A 16,075-nucleotide genomic window follows, 5' to 3' on the forward strand; every position below is an offset into this window, starting at 1 on the left:
GCGGGCTGTTAGCGTGCGGCCATGCGCGCACCCATCGGAGACTTCGACACCGCCACCCCCGTCCCGGACTGCCTGCAGGAGCTGACCGCCCCGGTCGCCGACGCCGTACGCAACTGGCAGGGCGCAATCCCCGCCGACCGCGTCCTCTACGTCGAGACGGACCCGCGCTGGGCCGACACGGCCGTCTTCGTGGAGCACTACGGCCGCGACCTGCTGCAGCAGTCGGCGAACTGTGTGGTCGTCGCGGGCAAGCGGGGCGGCGAGACCACGCTCGCCGCGTGTGTGGTCCTCTCCACGACCCGGGCCGACGTCAACGGCGTCGTCCGCCGCCGGCTCGGCGCCCGCAAGGCCTCCTTCGCCTCGATGGAGACGGCGACCGGCGAGACCGGCATGGAGTACGGCGGCATCACCCCGGTCGGACTGCCCGCCGGCTGGCCGCTGCTGATCGACTCGGCCGTGGTCGACCTGCCCTACGTCCTCGTCGGCAGCGGCCGCCGGCGCGGCAAGCTGCTGGTCCCCGGCAAGGCCCTCGCCGACCTGCCGGGCGCGGAGGTGCTGGAGGGCCTCGGGGTCGCCTGAGGCCGGCGATTGGCAGATCTGTTCCACGGGCCTTGGAGAGATCCGCAGGCCAGACCGGGCGTGGGAACGCCGCGGCTGGAACAGGTCTGCCGGCACCAGCCCACTCGCGCCCGCGACCGCCTCGCCCTGCTGCACGCATTCAGTAGGCGGTCGCCGTGCCGAGGTACTGTTCGGCGAAGGCCGCCGCCGCGGTCGGTGAGGTGAACAGGCGGCGCAGTCGGGCCAGTGTGGTGCCGGCGCGGAACGGGTCGCCGGACGCGACACCGTGATAGATGTCCGACAGCCACTGCGAGAACTCCTGGTAGTCCCACACCCGGCGCAGACACGCCGCCGAGTAGCCGTCCAGGCCGCTGCCGTCGCCCTTCGTCGCGTATGCCGTGAGCGCGTCGCCGAGGAGGAAGGCGTCGTGCAGGGCGAGGTTCATGCCCTTCGCGGCGATGGGTGCGACCAGATGACCGGCGTCCCCGGCCAGGAACAGCCGCCCGTGGGCGAGGGGTTCGACGACATAGTGGTGCATGTCCAGGACGCGTTTCTCGATCAACCGGCCCTCGGTGAGCGGGGGCGCTCCGGCCGCGCCGAGCCGCTCGCGCAACTCGGTCCATATCCTGTCGTACGGCCAGTTGTCCGGATCGTCGCCCGGCGGGCACTGGAGGTAGAACCGGGTCAGCTCCGGGCTGCGCGGCATCTGACCGGCGAAACCGCGCGGATGGACGCCGAACAGGACGCAGTCCGTCGACGGCGGGACCTCCGCGAGCAGCGCCAGCCAACCGATGCCGTCGTCCTGCCGCGCGATCCGCCTGCGCTGGGCGGGTATGGCGTCCCGTGTCACCCCGCGCGCCCCGTCGCAGCCCGCGACGAAGTCGCAGTGCAGCAGCCGCCGTTCACCCGTCTCCGGGCACCGGTACGACACCGCCGGCCGGTCCGAGTCCAGGTCGTGCACCGTGACGTCGCGCACGCCGAAGCGGATGTCGCCGCGGCGTACGTCGGCGTACTCCCGCACCAGGTCCGTCACCAGCAACGGCTGCGGGTAGACATAGTGATGGATGCCGGTCAGGTCGGCGTACGGGAAGCGGTACCGCTCGCCGTCGAAGCGGAACTCGCAGGCGCTGTGCGACTCGGCCCGCTCCAGGAGCCGTTCGGACAGTCCGCGTCGGGCGAGTTCGCGCACCGCCCATTCCTCGATGACACCGGCGCGCGGCCGGGTCTCGATGAACTGCCTGCTCTCGGTCTCCAGGACGACACAGTCGACGGAGGCGGCCCGCAGGATGCTGCCGATGGTGAGCCCGGCTGGCCCGGCGCCCACGACGACGACCGTACGGCGTTCCGCGGGCGCGGAGCCCAGGTGGGGGGAAGGGGAGATCATCCCCGCATTATGACGGTGTCCCGTCAGCCGGATCCGGCCGACGGGACACCAGGGGAGAGCGGGGTCAGTGCGCCGGGGCGTCGGTGACGACGACGTCCTCGATGTCGCGCTCGATCTGCTCGGGCTTGGAGGCGGTCGCCTTGGCCCAGTAGTAGATGCCGAGCGAGAAGACGGCGACGACCAGGATGTCCCACCACAGCGGCAGGTCACCGGTACCGCCGAAGGTGCTCAGGTAGGAGATCACGCCGATGCCCGCCAGGTAGGGGAGCAGCCACTGCGCGGCCTTGAAGTCCAGCCGCGGCGCGTTGGGCAGGCCCTTGCGGATCGCGTACCAGGCGTAGGAGCCGAGCAGCACGTAGCCGATCAGGATCGCGAAGCCCAGGCGCCACAGGGTGTCCCAGCCGGACCAGAAGATGATCAGGTTGGCGACCACGAACGACAGCGGCGAGATGAGGTTGCCGAAGGGCAGCTTGTACGGACGGTCGTGGTTCGGCAGCCGGTCCTTGAAGACGCCGTAGGCCAGCGGAGCACCCGCGTACATCAGCACACTCGCCGAGGTGATGAAGCCGACCAGCGTCTGCCAGCTCGGGAAGGGCAGGAAGCAGATCACGCCGGTCACGAACGACATCGCCAGGCCGAACCACGGCACACCGCGCTTGTCCGTCTTGGCGAAGACCTTCGGAGCGTAGCCGTTCTTGGCCAGGCCGTAGGAGATACGGGAGGTGGCGGTGGTGTAGATCAGGCCGGTGCCACCGGGGGAGATGATCGCGTCGGCGTACAGGACCCAGGCCAGCCAGCCCAGGCCGACCAGCGAGGCGAGACCCGCCCAGGGGCCGCTGATGCCGGCGTAGGCCAGGTTCGCCCAGCCCTTGGCGAAGGCGGCGTGCGGCAGAGCGGCGATGAACACGACCTGGAGCAGGACGTAGATCACGGCGCCGATCGCGACCGAACCGAGCGTCGCACGCGGCAGGTCACGCTTCGGGTTGCGGCTCTCGCCGGCCAGCTGGATCGCCTGCTCGAAGCCGAGCAGCGCGAAGATGATGCCGCTGGAGCTGATCGCGGTGAGGACGCCCTTGGCGCCGAACGGCGCGAAGCCCTCGGAGGTGAAGTTGCCCGGGTGGAAGTTGCCGATGGCGATGACGAAGATCGCCGCGAGCGGGACCGCGATCTTCCACCAGGTGGCGGCGCTGTTGGTGTGCGCCAGCACGCGGACGCCGAGGAAGTTGACCGCGACGAACACGGCCATGAGGAGCACCGCGACGATGATGCCGCTGGTGGTGAGCGTGCCATTGGCGTTCTGCAGGCCGTCGGCGAAGTGCCAGTGCTTGGCGTAGCCGATCATGGCTTCGACCTCGATCGGGGCCACCGTCGCCGCCTGCAGCCAGGAGAACCAGCCGAAGGACATGCCGGCCAGGCCGCCGAAGGCGTAGTGCGGGTAGCGGGCGGTACCACCCGCCACCGGGAACATGCCGCCGAGTTCGGCGTGCACGAGGGCGAGCAGCACGATCGCCACCGCGCCGATCACCCACGAGATGATCGCCGCGGGCCCGGCCGCGGTGACAGCCTTCTCGGCACCGAAGAGCCAGCCGGAGCCGATGATGGAACCCACCGAGGCCCACATCAGGCCGATGAGTCCCACATCTCGGCGCAGGCCGCCGCCGGAGTCGCTTGTGGCTACCGGCGTAGCAGCCTGGTCGACTTTCGCCATGTCTAGTGGCCTCTCAGATCTATACGCATCGTTAACGAGCAAGGAGGCCACAGGCTAGGGATGCTTACCGAGTGAGCAAAAGAGTGTTAACCAAAATTTGACCCGGGATCTCCGGTGTCTTGGGCCCACACTCGGTCACGGAGTTGTCACAGGTCAGGTGCCTAGTCGGAATGTCAATATTCAGCGCCCAATTGTGAGTAGAAGGAGAGATTCGTTAGCCCAGAAGGGGAATTTCGATCGCCGGGCACCGGTCCATGACCATGTCAAGACCGGCCGCCCGGGTCCGCTCGTAGGCGGCCTCGTCCACGACACCGAGCTGGAACCACACCGCCCGTGCACCCTTGGTCACGGCCTCGTCGGCCACCGCGCCGGCCAGCTCGCCGTTGACGAAGACGTCGACCACGTCGACCCCGAAGGGGATGTCCGCGAGGGAGGCGTACGCCCGCTCGCCGTGCACGGTCTCCGCCTTCGGATGCACGGGCACGATCCGCTTGCCGAACCGCTGGAGCACCTGCGCCACCCCGTACGCGGCCCTGCTCCGGTTGGTGGACAGGCCGACGACCGCCCAGGTGTCGCCCAGCTCGTTCAGGATCCTGCGGATCGTCGCTTCGTCGCCGTACACGGCGGCCTCCTCGGGGCTGCGGGAAACTGTTCCCCTGGGCAACAGCACCCCGGCGGGTCCGGATTCCCGGCCCGCCACCCCGCCACCATGTCCGGAATGGACACCAGATGCCTGCGTACGACCGTTCAGCCGCCTACGCTCAGCCCGTGCTGCGCATCCTCGACGCCCGAACCGGTGAGTCCGTCCCCGCCGCGCCCGCCCGCCGCGGCCTGACCCGCATCGAGGCCCACGCCTGTGGCCCCGACCCGACGGCGCTGCGCGTGCTGCTCACCGCCGACCTTCTGGTCCGCGCCCTGGAACTGGGCGGCACACCGGTCTGGGCGACCCTCGCCGCACCCCACCGCCCCGCCGAACTCCGCACCGCCGCGACCACCCTGTCCATTCGCCCCTTCGAGGACGCCCACGACCTCACACCGGGCCTGGGCGAGGCGCAGACGCTCCATGTGACGTCCGAAACCCCGGATGCCTCGGGCAGGGGGCCGGTGGTGTGGGTGGCACCGGTGGAGTGGACGGGGGAGCCGATGGGCGGGCGGGGAGTGGATGCGTCTTCGGCGCAGGTGATGGGCTCGTCAGGGGCGGGGATCGCCGGCTCGTTTGCGGCGGGGGCCACGGGATCGTCTGCGGCCCGAGTGGCCGACCGTGGTGAGGTGCCGGCGCCTGACCCCGCTCCCGAGCCCGCTCCTGGCCCCGCTCGCGAACCCGATCTCGGCCCCGCTCCCGAGCCCGCTGCCCACCCCGCGCTCCCGGCCCTCCTTTCGTGTCTCTCCGACCCCTGTGCCCTACGGCTGGCTCTGCTCTCCGTCCCGCGCGGCGAGCCCCTGCGGCTGGACTCCGGCGTGCTGGAGGAGGCCGCCGGGCGGCTGGCGCGGTGGCGGCGGGCGGTGGCGCGGTGGGCGCGGCAGCCCTCGCGGCCCGTGCCGGACGAGGTGCGGGCGCGGCTGCGTTCCGCGTGGGAGGACGACCTCGGCCTGCCCGGAGTGCTGGAGGTGCTGCGGTCCGTGGAGAGCGCTCCGGAGCTGCCCGACGGAGCCCGCTTCGAGACCTACGTCTACGCCGACCGTCTGCTGGCCCTCGACCTCGCCCGTGACCTCGGGAGCCCGGCGTGACCGCGCGGGCGGGCACGGGCCCGCTGCGCCGGCTGGTGCTCCTGCGGCACGCCAAGTCCGCCTGGCCCGAGGGCGTCGAGGACCACCGCAGGCCGCTCGCGCCGCGCGGCCTGCGCGACGCCGCGGCCGCCGGCCGCGCCCTCGCCGAGGCCGACTGCCTGCCCGACCTCGCCCTGTGCTCCCCGGCCGTACGCGCCCGCCGCACCTGGGAACTGGCCTCCGCCGAGTGGGGCACCCCGCCGCCGGTGCGGTACGACCGGCGGTTGTACGCGGCCGGCGTACCGGAGCTCCTGGAGGTGGTCCGCGAGGCGCCGCCCGAGGTCGAGACGCTGCTGCTGGTCGGCCACAACCCCGGTCTCGAGGAGCTGGTCCTGGAGCTGGCGCGGGACGGTCTCGAGGACACGCTGGAGCGGGTGCGGACGAAGTTCCCGACGTCCGCGATCGCCGTCCTGTCCTGGTACGGCAACGGCTGGCCCGCCCTCGTCCCCGCAACGGCCCTCCTGACCTCGCTGATCGTGGCGCGCGGTAAGAAGTAACGGGAAGTAGAACGGCGAGAAGAAGTAGCACCACGCGCGCGTGCGCCTGCCCGGGCCGCGACGACCGGAGTACGCGCGTGTGCCCGGCTGCCCGTGGCCCCACCGCCGGCATGCGCCCGTCGCCGCCCACTCCCCGTCACCACATAGGCTTGCGGGATGCAGGACGAGTACCGCACAGTCGCCCGCGCGGGCGTGCACGAGATCGAGATCAACCGCTCCCGCTTCCTGTGCGCCCTCGCCCCGGCCGCCACCGAGCAGGAGGCACAGGACTTCATCGCCTCCGTGCGCAAGGAGCACGCCGACGCCACCCACAACTGCTGGGCGTACGTCATCGGCGCCGACGCCTCCGTGCAGAAGGCCAGCGACGACGGCGAACCGGGCGGCACCGCCGGCGTCCCCATGCTGCAGATGCTGCTGCGCCGTGAGATGCGCTACGTCGTCGCGGTCGTCACCCGCTACTACGGAGGCGTCAAGCTCGGCGCCGGCGGACTCATCCGGGCCTACGGCGGCGCGGTCGGCGAGGCCCTCGACACCCTCGGCACGATCACCAGGCGCCGCTTCCGGCTGGCCACGGTGACCGTCGACCACCAGCGCGCCGGCAAGGTCCACAACGACCTGCGCGCCACCGGACGCGAGGTCCGGGACGTCCGCTACGCCGAGGCGGTCACCATCGAGATCGGCCTGCCGGACGCGGACGTGGACGCCTTCCGCGCATGGCTCGCCGACGCGACGGCGGGCACGGCGGGCTTCGAACTGGGCGGGGAAGCCTACGGCGACGCGTGAGTCAGGACGGTGACGGCTCCGGAGTCAGCTCCTCCTGGCCGATGCGCCTGCCCGACTGGTACACCGTGACGACGCCGTCATGGATGACGTAACGGTACTCGCCGTTGCGGGCCTCGTAGCCCCCGCCCGTCGTCTTCGCCTTCATGGCGATACCTTTCTCCCGGCCGTCGCTGAACTCGCCGTAGTAATACAGCGATCCCGACGTCGTACGGCACAGGGTGATCTGCTTGTTCTTCGTGCGGAAGGCCCCGACCAGCTCGGCGCCGCCGCCCGGCAGCTCGGCGGCGATCCGGTCCGGGCAGGTCGGCGCGATACCGGCGTGCGTCGAGCCGCTGGATCCGGACGAGCTGTCGCAGCCCTTCCCCACCAGACCGAGCACGAAGAGCACGACGAAGACCCCGATGCAGCCGCTCAGGCAGCCGCCGGTCCTGGAACTCCTGGCGGGCGGGGTGTAACGCACTTTGGGAGGCGGCGTGTAGACGGGCGCGGGACGCGGGGGCGGGACGGTCGGACCATGCGGCGCGGCCGGCCGGTAGCCGGTGGTGGCGGACGACGGGAAGAAGACGCCTTCCTCGGTGCGCGGCCGGTACGGGCCCGGTGCCGCGCCGGCCCGTCCGCCCGCCGTACCGGACGTGCCCGGAGGTGACGTCCGCGGCGTGCTCCGGGGCGTCGAGGGGGAGGAGGGCGTACTGCGCGGTGCGGTCCAGGGCGAAGAGGACGTGGAGGGGGTGCTGCGCGGCGCGGTCCGGGGCGTGGAGGATGACGGTGGCGTGCTCCGGGGTGTGCTCTTCCTGGGCGGTGTCTTGCGGGGCGTCGGCTTCTTGGCGGCCGTGGCCCCGGACGACGGCGGCTTCGGGGTGCTCCCGCGTGCGGCTTTCCAGGACGTGCCGCACGCGATGCACGACAGATCCGTACGCGCGTTGTTGGTGTCGCACTCGGAGCAGCGCCAAGGGGCCGGCGGGCGTCCCGCACCACCGGGCCGCTTGGCGGCGGGGCGTGCGGCGCCCCCGCCGGATCCCGGCTTCTTCGCAGCCGGCTTCGCGCCCGGCTCCGGCTTCGCGCCCGGCTTCGGCCCGGACCTGGGAGGAAGCGGTGCGGTGTCACGCCGGGTCCCGCCACAGGTCGGGCAGGACGCCTCCGTGGGTTCGTTGAACGTGTCGCAGTCCGCGCAACGCCAGTTGGCCGGTGCCGCCACGTCGTGCTGCCCTCCTTCTCGTGGTCGTCCGGGTGCGCGGTCAGCCCGTGTCGCTGTCGACGCGGGCCATCACCGCGGCGAACAGGTCCTCCGACGTGCCGGAGGCGGGCGCGGCCAGCCACTCCGGGGCGTCGAGCGGTACCCGCTCCAGCCCGGCCTCCTCGGCGGCGTCGGGCGCCTGCTCCAGGACACCGAAGCGCCGCCGCAGCACCTCGGTGTACTCCTGCGCCTCCTCCTGCCGGTCCGCGGGGACGTCCACCCGGACCACCAGGAGTCCGGGTGTCGGCCCCTCGGGGAAGCGCAGATGGAAGACCCACTGGGACAGCCCGTCCGAGCCCTGCGGCAGCAACCGCAGCTGGGAGCAGTGGCGCACATGGGACCTGAACCGGCCGTAGCGGAGCCAGTGGAAGGTCAGGTAGCCCGCGTCGTCGCACTCCAGCTCGAACTCGGGCCAGTCCAGCTTCACAGGCTGTTCGCGATCGTCTCGATGATCTCGTCCATCTCGAACTCCTCCAGACCCTGACCGGCCTTGGACGCGAAGTGCAGGGTGAGGTCCCACTCCTCGGCGATCGGATCGGACCACGGCGCCTGGTCGGGAGCGAACAGCACCAGCCGCTTCGCTGACTGTTCCATCACCGCCGTCTGGCTGCGCGCGTAGCCCCACTGCTCGAACAACTCGTCCAGGCTGCGCGGGACGCCTGCCGGATACGAGGGCACGGAGGCGTGCTTGCCCAGCGGGTGGGCCGGGGCGTCGGTGAACATCACGATGACGTGACGTCTGCGGTCGAGTCCCCGCTCCCAGGGCGAGTTGATGGCGAGCGCGAGCGCCTCCAGACCCGACTCGGGGATGTCGCCGCCGCCGGAGGCGTCGATGCCGCGCACGAACTCCTCGAAGTCGCGGGCCTGTTCCGGCAGGCGGAGGAACCCGGTCTGCTGGATGGCGTCCGAGGCGTCGTCGCCGAAGTCGCGGAAGGCGATGACCTTCAGCCGCAGCTGGCTGATCGCCTTGCCCTTCTTCGCCATCACGTCGTTGAGCCGGTCGTGGAACTGCAGCGCGCTGGCCTTCACGTTGTCGAGGACCGGGAACATGCTGCCGGTCGCGTCGACGCACAGCACGATGTCGACGGCGTACTGCAGATTCCCCTGGTACTGCTCGATGTTGCTCATGCGGAGTCTCCTGGGTGGAACGGGCGGGGTACGTCGGTTGCCGGTGGCGCCGGGGTCAGGACGAGCCGGGGCGAGGGCGCCGGTCGCCGAGGTTGATGCGGACGCGGGAGGTGCGTTCCGCGGGCGCCTCGGCGGCCGGCGGCGTCGCGGGGGCCGCCGGTGCCGTGGGGGGCGCCGGCGCCGCGGACGGTGCGGGTCTGTCGGCGTCGGTGGGTGTACGGGGCGGCTCCGGCAGGGGCGTCTTGGCACGCGGACGCGCTGTCGATGTGAGGTTCTTGGCCTTGATCCGGCTGGTGCGCGCGCCCGAGGGCTTGGCGGTTCCCGGCGCCGAAGCGGGCTTGCCCGCCGGGGACTTGCCCTTGACGGTGCCCGGGCGACGATGCCGCAGCGCGCACACCTTCGGGTCGGACAGCGTCTTGAGGAAGGTCGCGATCCGCGGCCGGCTGCCCGGCGCCCGGGCGGTCATGGCGCGCAGCAGGCCGAGCATGTCGTCCGACAGCCGGGTGTCCAGGTCGAGGTGTTCGCCCGCGTTGACGGCGTCGGCGGGTGATCCGTAGCGCTTGTCGTGGTGCGGCAGTTCGCCCGTCAGGTACAGATGGGTCATCAGCCCGAGCGCGAAGACGTCCACCGCGCAGGTCAGGTGATGGGGGCCGACCGAGTCGTCGCGCTGCATGTAGCGGCGCCACTCCGGGGCTCCGTAGACGGAGTCGCCCGCGATGTCGTCGGGCTCCGGCGGCTTGCCCGAGACGTACGAGTCGTCGAAGTCGATCAGCTTCGCCGTGTGGAACGCCGCGCCGTCCCGCTTCTGCACCAGTACGTTCAGCGGTTTGAGGTCGCCGTGCACGATGTCGATGTCGTGCAGCTGCTTCAGACTGTTGCCCAGGGTCTTGAGCAGCACCGTCTTGTTCCGGGGCTCCAGGCTCTGCGGCTTCTCCAGGCTGGTGGTGTCGATCCGCTCGGTGACCTTGTAGTAGGTGCTGCCCTCGTGGAAGAAGTCGGTGGCCAGCACCAGGTTGCCGCCGCCTCGCGCGTCCGGGCGCAGCCGCTCGGTGATCGTGCGGTGCCGGTCCTCGAATTCCCGGGCCAGTTGGCGCCGGATCCGTACGCTCGGCGAGTCGGCGGCGTCGTCACGGGGCCGCTTGGGCTCCAGGAACCGCTTGACGAAGTACTGGCTGCCCCCTTTCTCGGCGAACGCCCACATGCATTTGCCGCCGTTGGCGTTCGTGGGCTCGCTGATGATGCGGTAGCCCCCGATGACATCGCCCTTCTTCATGCGTGCTCCTCGAGTGCCGGAGGCAGGTGGGTCTCGTAGCCGGGGCGGTATGCGTGCCAGGTGCTCTCCTGCCAGGTACGGACCCGGGCCGGCAGGTCCGCGAGATCCTCCGGCGTGGCCGCCGGGCCGAGCCCCGCCCCCTCGCTCCCGGCGGGCGGAAGCCGGTCCAGGCCACGTGGCCGGGTGCGGACGTATCGGTCGTTCAGCTCGTCCAGACGTGCGGAGAACTGCTCGCGCAGATCCTTGAAGCCGTGGAAGCCGAGTGCCACGACGGCGAGAGAGGCGTCGTCCGCGGTGCAGGTCTGTACCTCCCGCCGGATGAGGTCCGCCCACTCGTCGGCCGTGCCGGCCTGGTGCAGGGTGCGCAGCAGCAGCGTCTCGAAGTCGGCCGGGGTGTGCACATAGCCGAAGCACCCGTCGGTCGCGGCCACCAGCACACAGGGGAACGGATGTGTCAGCCGCTGGCCGTCGATCTCGAACTGCCGGTCCGCGCACACCAGATTGGTCATCGGCGGGTCCGTTCGCAGCAGCTCCAGCGCGTCGCTCTCCCGGGTGTGGTCGCGGGTGAGCACCTGCAGCCCCGTGCGGGGGCGCAGCACGTACGCGCGCGAGTCACCGGCCCACAACGGCCGCAGCTCCAGCTCCGGCTCGTCGTGACGGCGCACCAGGCGGTAGTGCACGGCCGCGAGGGTGGTGGGCAGTTGGCGGCGCATGGTGCCGCTGATCTTGCTGCGGCGCTGCGGGGCGTAGCCGAGGAAGAACTGGAGATACTCGCGCAGGGTCTCCGGCGTGGCCGGTTCGCCGTCCGCCGCGACGTCGTGGAACCAGACGTCCGTGGCCAGCCGGGCCGCCCGCGCGCCGACCCAGGCACCGGTGCGGGTCTCCCCGTCGGGCGCCTGCCACACGGGGGCCGCGCCGGCGCCGCCCGATCCGTCGAAGACCGCGAGCATCCCCTGGTGACTGTCCATGTGGTGGGCGACGAACGGCTCCGCGTCCTCGCCGCGTCCCGGCACCCGCTCGGTCCACACGGACAGCGCCAGCAGCCCCATCCGGTCGAGGTCCTCGCACCAGATCCGCTGGGGCACCGGCCGGCCGGCCGATCCGCCGCCGGCTCCGGTCGGCGGGCCCTCCGGTGCGTCGGCCACGGACGGCGAGAGCGCACGGGCGGCCGGGGGCGGGGGCTGGGCGGTGGCCCGGGACCCCGGCGCGGGCGGCGCGGCCGGGTACCCCGCCGGTGTGCGGCCCGGGGCGGGTGGGCGTTCCGCCGGCGGCCCGACCGGGGCCGGGGGCCGCGCCGTGTCGTCCTGGTGGCCGGTCATCGCCGCTCCCCGTCACTGCCGGATGCGTCTGGGCGGTTCTTCTTGGCGGTACCGCGCACGCGGCTCACCCTGGGCGCGGCGTCGTCCGTACGGCGCGCGGTCCCGGCGTCATCGGCGTGGGAGCCGGCCCTGCCGCCGTCGGACCGGCCTGCGCGGTCGCGGAAGCCGGGACGATCCGTCGTATCGCGGTCGGCCGGGTGGGCGTCGCGGTGACCTGCTTCCGTCCTGCGGTCGCCGGCCCGTGCTCCGGCGTCGCCGGGCAACGGCTCGTCTTCGGGTGGTCGCGCGGACCTCTCCGGGCGGGGGCGACGGCTGCCGGGGCCGGTCAGCCGCGAGCGGAGCGTGCCTTCCTCCTCCCGGGGGCGGGCACCGTCCGAGGCGCGGTCGCCGTCGTCGCCGTACCGGTCCCGCAGCACCTCCCCCTTGAGCGGCTCGCGCTCCCCGCCCCGGTCTGCGTCGCGATCGCCGGTGCCCGGCTCCAGCGCCCGGGTGAGGCTGCCGCGCAGCCGCCCGCGCCGTGTGGCCGTGTCGAACAGGCCGTCGCCGTCCCGCAGGACCTCCTCCAGTACGGCGCGCTCCAGCTCCGCCTATTCGAAGGGCTCCCGGTCCGCGTCGCCGCGCTCCAGGACCATGCGCATGACCTCGCGCCGCACCTCCCGTTTCTCCGCCTCGCCCTTCTCGATCCAGGCGAGGGCGGCACGCGGGCCCTCCTTCTCCATGATCCCGGCGATGAGCCCGTCGACGCCCTCCTCGCGGATCATGTCCAGGTGCCGTCTGCGGCGCATGCTCTCCAGCCGGGTCTCGCGCACGACGTCCCGGTACTCGCGCCCGCTGCCAGCGATCTCGTCCTCGTCGACGAGGAGTTCGATCTGGATGTTGCGCAGCCGGATCGCGTCGTCGCCGCTGAATCCGGCCAGGGCCGCGTTGAGCGCCATCTCCGTCTCGTGGAACTCGGCGATGTCGTAGTCCCGGGCGACCGACTGCAGCTGCTTGCGCAGATAACCGTAGAGCGCGCCGCTCATGTCGCGGATGCCGCGCGCGACCACCTGGGCGGGATCGGCGACCCGGCACACGAGGTCCACGCGGCTGCGGAACGAGAAGGTGGGGTCGCGGCTGAGCAGCGGGATGTCCAGGATCAGCCGGTGCTCGGTCATGTCGACGGTGAACACGCTGCGGTACGTCCCGAACCGCGACGAGGGGATCTCCTCGCCGCTGCGGATCGTCAGCGACGGGCCGCTGTCCCGGACGAGGACCAGGGCCCGGCCGGGAGCCGGCGGCCGCAGCGGGTTCACCAGCCGCCACTTGGGCACGTCGTCACTGCTCAGAACCGGGTCGTAGGTCTGCTCCTCCATGTCTCCCCCTCTCCTTTCGGTGTCGCGATGCCGGCGCGGTGGGCCTCACCGGGCGCGGTCCAGTGTGCGGAGCAGGCGTGCGGCTCCGGCCGAAGGCTTCTCGCGGTCGCGGGCCCACTTCTCCAGCCACCAGGTGAGCCGCTCGTTGTGCCGTCCGGGCCGGCCGGCGACGGAGACCAGCAGCGCGCCGATGGCGTCGAGGGCACCGGGGCATTTGCCGGCGTAGATGTCGATCCACGCGTGCAGGGCTTCCAGCGCGGACTCCTGCACGGGCCGGCGGGCCAGGGCGCGCGCCCACAGCTCGGCGAGCCGGTCCTGGTGCCGCGGCAGTTCGCTGAGCAGGACGGGCACGCCCGGCACGCGCGCGTGGTCGTGGTCGTCGGCGGCGTCGATGACCGGCTCCTCGTACGGCTGGGACAGCGCGAACACGAACGCCGACAGCGACTTGACGACCATGGGGGACAGGTTCTGTGGCTCGGACCAGTTCAGGTAGGCCTCCAGGACCGCCGCCGTCTGCCCCTGGTGGATGAGGTGGACGCCGCCCCATGCCACCGACGGCAGCGTGCCCCAGTCGTCCTCCCGGTCCAGTGCGCTGCGCAGGACGGCCACGGCCCGGTGAGGGGCCGCACGCCCGAGCAGCCCGCCCACCGCGTTCGCCGCCGTGCCCGCCAGTCGGCGCTGGTGGGCTGATGCGTCGCCGCTCGCCCACTGGTGCAGCAGCTGCCACACCGCCTCCGCCGTCTGCGGGCGGCTGCCCGCCACGCCCAGGGCGGTGGCGGCGGCCTGCCGCAGCGGCCAGGAGGTGCTGCCCGCCCAGGTCGTGAGGAATCGGTGCACCGCGTAATGCGGATCGGTCAGCGCCAGCATGCCGGCCGCGACCGCGGCGCGGGCCCGCACCTCGAGGTCACGGTGGGTCAGCAGGCCGCGCAGCCAGCCGAGTACGGCCTCGCGGCGCCCGTCCAGCAGATTCCAGGCGTAGGTCAGGATGGCCTGCCCCAGCAGCGAGTTGCGGAACCGGACACGGGGCGGGGCGAAGCCGCCCTCGTCGGGCACCTCCAGCCGGATCCATTGCTGCTCGTGGCCGAGCCGATCCCCGAACCTCAGGTCGGACGGGGCGGTTTGGGGCTCTACGAGAGCCGCGTGCAGCTTCACCGCGGCGTCCGCGACGGTGAGGTAACCGGACTCCTCCAGCACGGCGGCCGCCAGCGCGAAGGCCAGCGCGTCCGGTGCGCGGTACCGGTTGAACCAGGCCCGTACCTGTTCGCTCGGGTCGCGCAGCTGAGCCACCGTGGCGGTCACGTCGCCGTCCGCGCGGATCACGGAGGCGAGCCGTGCGGCGTTACGGGCCGCGGGCTGCTCGCGCAGTGCCGTCGTGGCTCCGGTGCGTTCCAGCAGCCGGTGCAGATCGGCGTACGCGTCCGGGCTGCCGCCGTGGCCGAGCACCCGGCGTTCGACGATGGCCAGTGGGTCGACCGGGGCGAGCGCGTGCCGGGCCACCTGGTCGCCGCCCGGTCCCGCGGCGAGCACGTCCAGGTCATGGCCGCCGGTCAGGACCAGGAAGCAGCCGGAGGCGCGGAGCGCGGCGACGACCGCGGCCCACTGGGCCGTGCCATGGGTGTGCCCACCGAGGAAGGAGGCGGCGAACGAGTCGTCGACCGCCGGCCCGTCGTCGAGTGGCGCGAGGTACCCGGAGTTCTTCACGGGCGGTTCCCATCCCGCCTCCAGCACGGCCGCGGGTCTCAGCAGCCGGTGGCAGCCGGCCCCGCCGCCGTCCATGGCGAGCGCTTCCCCCAGCAGGTTCACGGCGACGGCCTCCCGGCCGCTGCCCGGCGGGGCGGTGAGCAGCAGCACCCGCCGCTCGCGCAGGGCGTCCAGCGCCTCGCCGTAGCCCTCGGGGGCGACGAACAGCTCGGTGTGGTCGGCGACGTCGGTCGCGTCGATGGCGAGCACGGACATCCCACCCGTCCGCGGCCCGCCGCTTCGTCCGCCACCGGTGTGGAAGCCGCCGCCGAAACTCACGTCCGCGTTGAACAGCGCGAGCGTGCCGATGCGGGTGCCGGAGGCGTCGGCGTTCAGCCGCCGGGCGATCTCGTCGGCGATGGCCCCGGCGCGCAGCGCTTCGGACCGCTCGGCGTCGTCACGCCCGCTGCCCCCGGTCAGGGAGCGCAGCGCGTCCTGCTCGCTGACCGGGCCGTCGTGCTCCTCGGCGTCCCTGCGCGGCGGCTCGGCGTCCCGCGCGGCGGCGTCCTTCTCTGGTTCCGGCGTACTCGCCTCTGCGCCTGAGCCGCGCTTGGCGGGTTCCTTGTCCTTGTGCCGGGGCGGATCGCCCGGACGGTCCGCGGTGTCGGCTAAGGACCGGGGGCTCGCGGAAACGCTGTCCTCGCTCATGATCTGGTTCTTCGGCCTTCGAATCAGCGGTGCGGTCGGTGGGGTGGCCGTCGGGCACCGGGCGGAAACCCGGCGCGCTCGCGCGTTCCCGGGCCCGCGTGGATGAGGGGACGCCGGACGCGCTGCCGCGCGACGGGCCCCCGGGGGCGACGGCGGTGGCGTTACGACGTCGTCCAGTTCCCCAGCACGTCGACCTTGCCGTTGAACACCTGGGCGTTCTTGATCAGTGCTGCGCTGATCTGGGCTCCGGAACGGCCCTGAGCGGCGACGGCCTCGTCCACGAATCGGCGGATCTCCGCCTCGAAGCCCGGGTCGAGCAACATGTGCGCGGCGAGCTGCCGCTCCAAGGCCTGCTGGGCGCTCTCGTCGTCCGGTGTGTCGGTGAGCCGGTCCAGGGCGCCCTCGGCGTCCGCGTTGCCCCGGAACCGCGCGCGGATCCGTTCCACCAGGTGGGCACCGCTGGCCCAGCCCGAACGGCCGGCCTCCTGCCCCGCCGTCTCCAGCGCTCCCTTGACCACGAGCGCCACGCCCGCCGCTGCCACGGCCGTCACCGGATCCATGCCGTTCCCCCCGAAACCCAGCCCGAACAGGACAGTCAATCTAGGGGACGTCCACGGGCCCCGGAGTGCTTCTTCTCACATTGGCCGAAATTCGCCGAACCTGATCCGTGGCGGAGCGATCCGA

Annotated in this window: 16 protein-coding genes; 4 read left to right on the plus strand and 12 right to left on the minus strand. The window is 72.4% G+C overall.

The annotated features are described in order from the left end of the window. Positions 1-21: 21 nt before the first annotated feature. Positions 22-579 carry a YbaK/EbsC family protein gene (locus tag AB0M27_RS12655; RefSeq protein WP_365720793.1) on the plus strand — a complete coding sequence of 186 codons (558 nt, stop codon included), beginning with the start codon at positions 22-24 and terminating at the stop codon, positions 577-579. A gap of 139 nt (positions 580-718) precedes the next feature. On the opposite strand, the gene AB0M27_RS12660 is transcribed toward AB0M27_RS12655, so the two are convergent. The 3 genes from AB0M27_RS12660 to AB0M27_RS12670 all read right to left on the minus strand — a co-directional run bounded on the left by AB0M27_RS12660 (position 719) and on the right by AB0M27_RS12670 (position 4,272). Further along, on the minus strand, positions 719-1,942 hold the full coding sequence (locus tag AB0M27_RS12660) for a 4-hydroxybenzoate 3-monooxygenase (protein WP_365720795.1): 1,224 nt from the start codon (positions 1,940-1,942) through the stop codon (positions 719-721). Positions 1,943-2,006: 64 nt separating this feature from the next. After that, the gene (locus tag AB0M27_RS12665; RefSeq protein ID WP_365720797.1) at positions 2,007-3,650 is read right to left on the minus strand and encodes an APC family permease; all 1,644 of its coding nucleotides are present in this window, start codon (positions 3,648-3,650) and stop codon (positions 2,007-2,009) included. Positions 3,651-3,864: 214 nt separating this feature from the next. Continuing rightward, the gene (locus AB0M27_RS12670) at positions 3,865-4,272 is read right to left on the minus strand and encodes a CoA-binding protein (RefSeq protein ID WP_365720799.1); all 408 of its coding nucleotides are present in this window, start codon (positions 4,270-4,272) and stop codon (positions 3,865-3,867) included. Positions 4,273-4,379: 107 nt separating this feature from the next. Between AB0M27_RS12670 and AB0M27_RS12675 the strand changes: the two genes are divergently transcribed. The 3 genes from AB0M27_RS12675 to AB0M27_RS12685 all read left to right on the plus strand — a co-directional run bounded on the left by AB0M27_RS12675 (position 4,380) and on the right by AB0M27_RS12685 (position 6,697). Next, positions 4,380-5,378: a hypothetical protein gene (locus AB0M27_RS12675; protein ID WP_365720801.1), complete on the plus strand. Its 999-nt coding sequence runs from the start codon at positions 4,380-4,382 to the stop codon at positions 5,376-5,378. After that, positions 5,375-5,914 (plus strand): histidine phosphatase family protein, encoded by a 540-nt coding sequence (locus tag AB0M27_RS12680; protein WP_365720803.1) that lies wholly within the window; start codon positions 5,375-5,377, stop codon positions 5,912-5,914. Before AB0M27_RS12675 ends, AB0M27_RS12680 begins: the two co-directional genes overlap by 4 nt. A 156-nt stretch (positions 5,915-6,070) precedes the next feature. Further along, positions 6,071-6,697, plus strand: coding sequence for a YigZ family protein (locus AB0M27_RS12685; RefSeq protein ID WP_365720805.1), 627 nt, complete (start codon positions 6,071-6,073; stop codon positions 6,695-6,697). Between the two features lies 1 nt (position 6,698). On the opposite strand, the gene AB0M27_RS12690 is transcribed toward AB0M27_RS12685, so the two are convergent. The 9 genes from AB0M27_RS12690 to AB0M27_RS12730 form a co-directional block, all read right to left on the minus strand. Beyond that, on the minus strand, positions 6,699-7,157 hold the full coding sequence (locus AB0M27_RS12690) for a hypothetical protein (protein ID WP_365720807.1): 459 nt from the start codon (positions 7,155-7,157) through the stop codon (positions 6,699-6,701). A 775-nt stretch (positions 7,158-7,932) separates the two neighbouring features. Then, positions 7,933-8,358, minus strand: a complete 426-nt coding sequence (locus AB0M27_RS12695) for a hypothetical protein (protein WP_365720809.1) — start codon at positions 8,356-8,358, stop codon at positions 7,933-7,935. Beyond that, on the minus strand, positions 8,355-9,059 hold the full coding sequence (locus tag AB0M27_RS12700) for a vWA domain-containing protein (protein WP_365720811.1): 705 nt from the start codon (positions 9,057-9,059) through the stop codon (positions 8,355-8,357). Before AB0M27_RS12700 ends, AB0M27_RS12695 begins: the two co-directional genes overlap by 4 nt. Positions 9,060-9,114: 55 nt before the next feature. After that, the gene (locus AB0M27_RS12705) at positions 9,115-10,332 is read right to left on the minus strand and encodes a lipopolysaccharide kinase InaA family protein (RefSeq protein ID WP_365720813.1); all 1,218 of its coding nucleotides are present in this window, start codon (positions 10,330-10,332) and stop codon (positions 9,115-9,117) included. After that, the gene (locus AB0M27_RS12710) at positions 10,329-11,651 is read right to left on the minus strand and encodes a serine/threonine protein phosphatase (RefSeq protein WP_365720815.1); all 1,323 of its coding nucleotides are present in this window, start codon (positions 11,649-11,651) and stop codon (positions 10,329-10,331) included. The genes AB0M27_RS12705 and AB0M27_RS12710 overlap by 4 nt, the downstream gene beginning before the upstream one ends. Next, positions 11,648-12,067 (minus strand): hypothetical protein, encoded by a 420-nt coding sequence (locus tag AB0M27_RS12715; protein ID WP_365720817.1) that lies wholly within the window; start codon positions 12,065-12,067, stop codon positions 11,648-11,650. Before AB0M27_RS12715 ends, AB0M27_RS12710 begins: the two co-directional genes overlap by 4 nt. A 171-nt stretch (positions 12,068-12,238) precedes the next feature. Beyond that, a complete protein-coding gene (locus AB0M27_RS12720) occupies positions 12,239-13,003 on the minus strand; it encodes a hypothetical protein (RefSeq protein WP_365720819.1) in 765 nt (254 codons plus the stop codon). Positions 13,004-13,048: 45 nt separating this feature from the next. Next, positions 13,049-15,391, minus strand: coding sequence for a hypothetical protein (locus AB0M27_RS12725; protein ID WP_365720821.1), 2,343 nt, complete (start codon positions 15,389-15,391; stop codon positions 13,049-13,051). Positions 15,392-15,552: 161 nt separating this feature from the next. After that, on the minus strand, positions 15,553-15,951 hold the full coding sequence (locus tag AB0M27_RS12730) for a hypothetical protein (RefSeq protein WP_365720823.1): 399 nt from the start codon (positions 15,949-15,951) through the stop codon (positions 15,553-15,555). Between the last annotated feature and the right edge of the window lie 124 nt (positions 15,952-16,075).

This window comes from Streptomyces sp. NPDC052107 (assembly GCF_040680215.1).
Classification (GTDB): domain Bacteria; phylum Actinomycetota; class Actinomycetes; order Streptomycetales; family Streptomycetaceae; genus Streptomyces.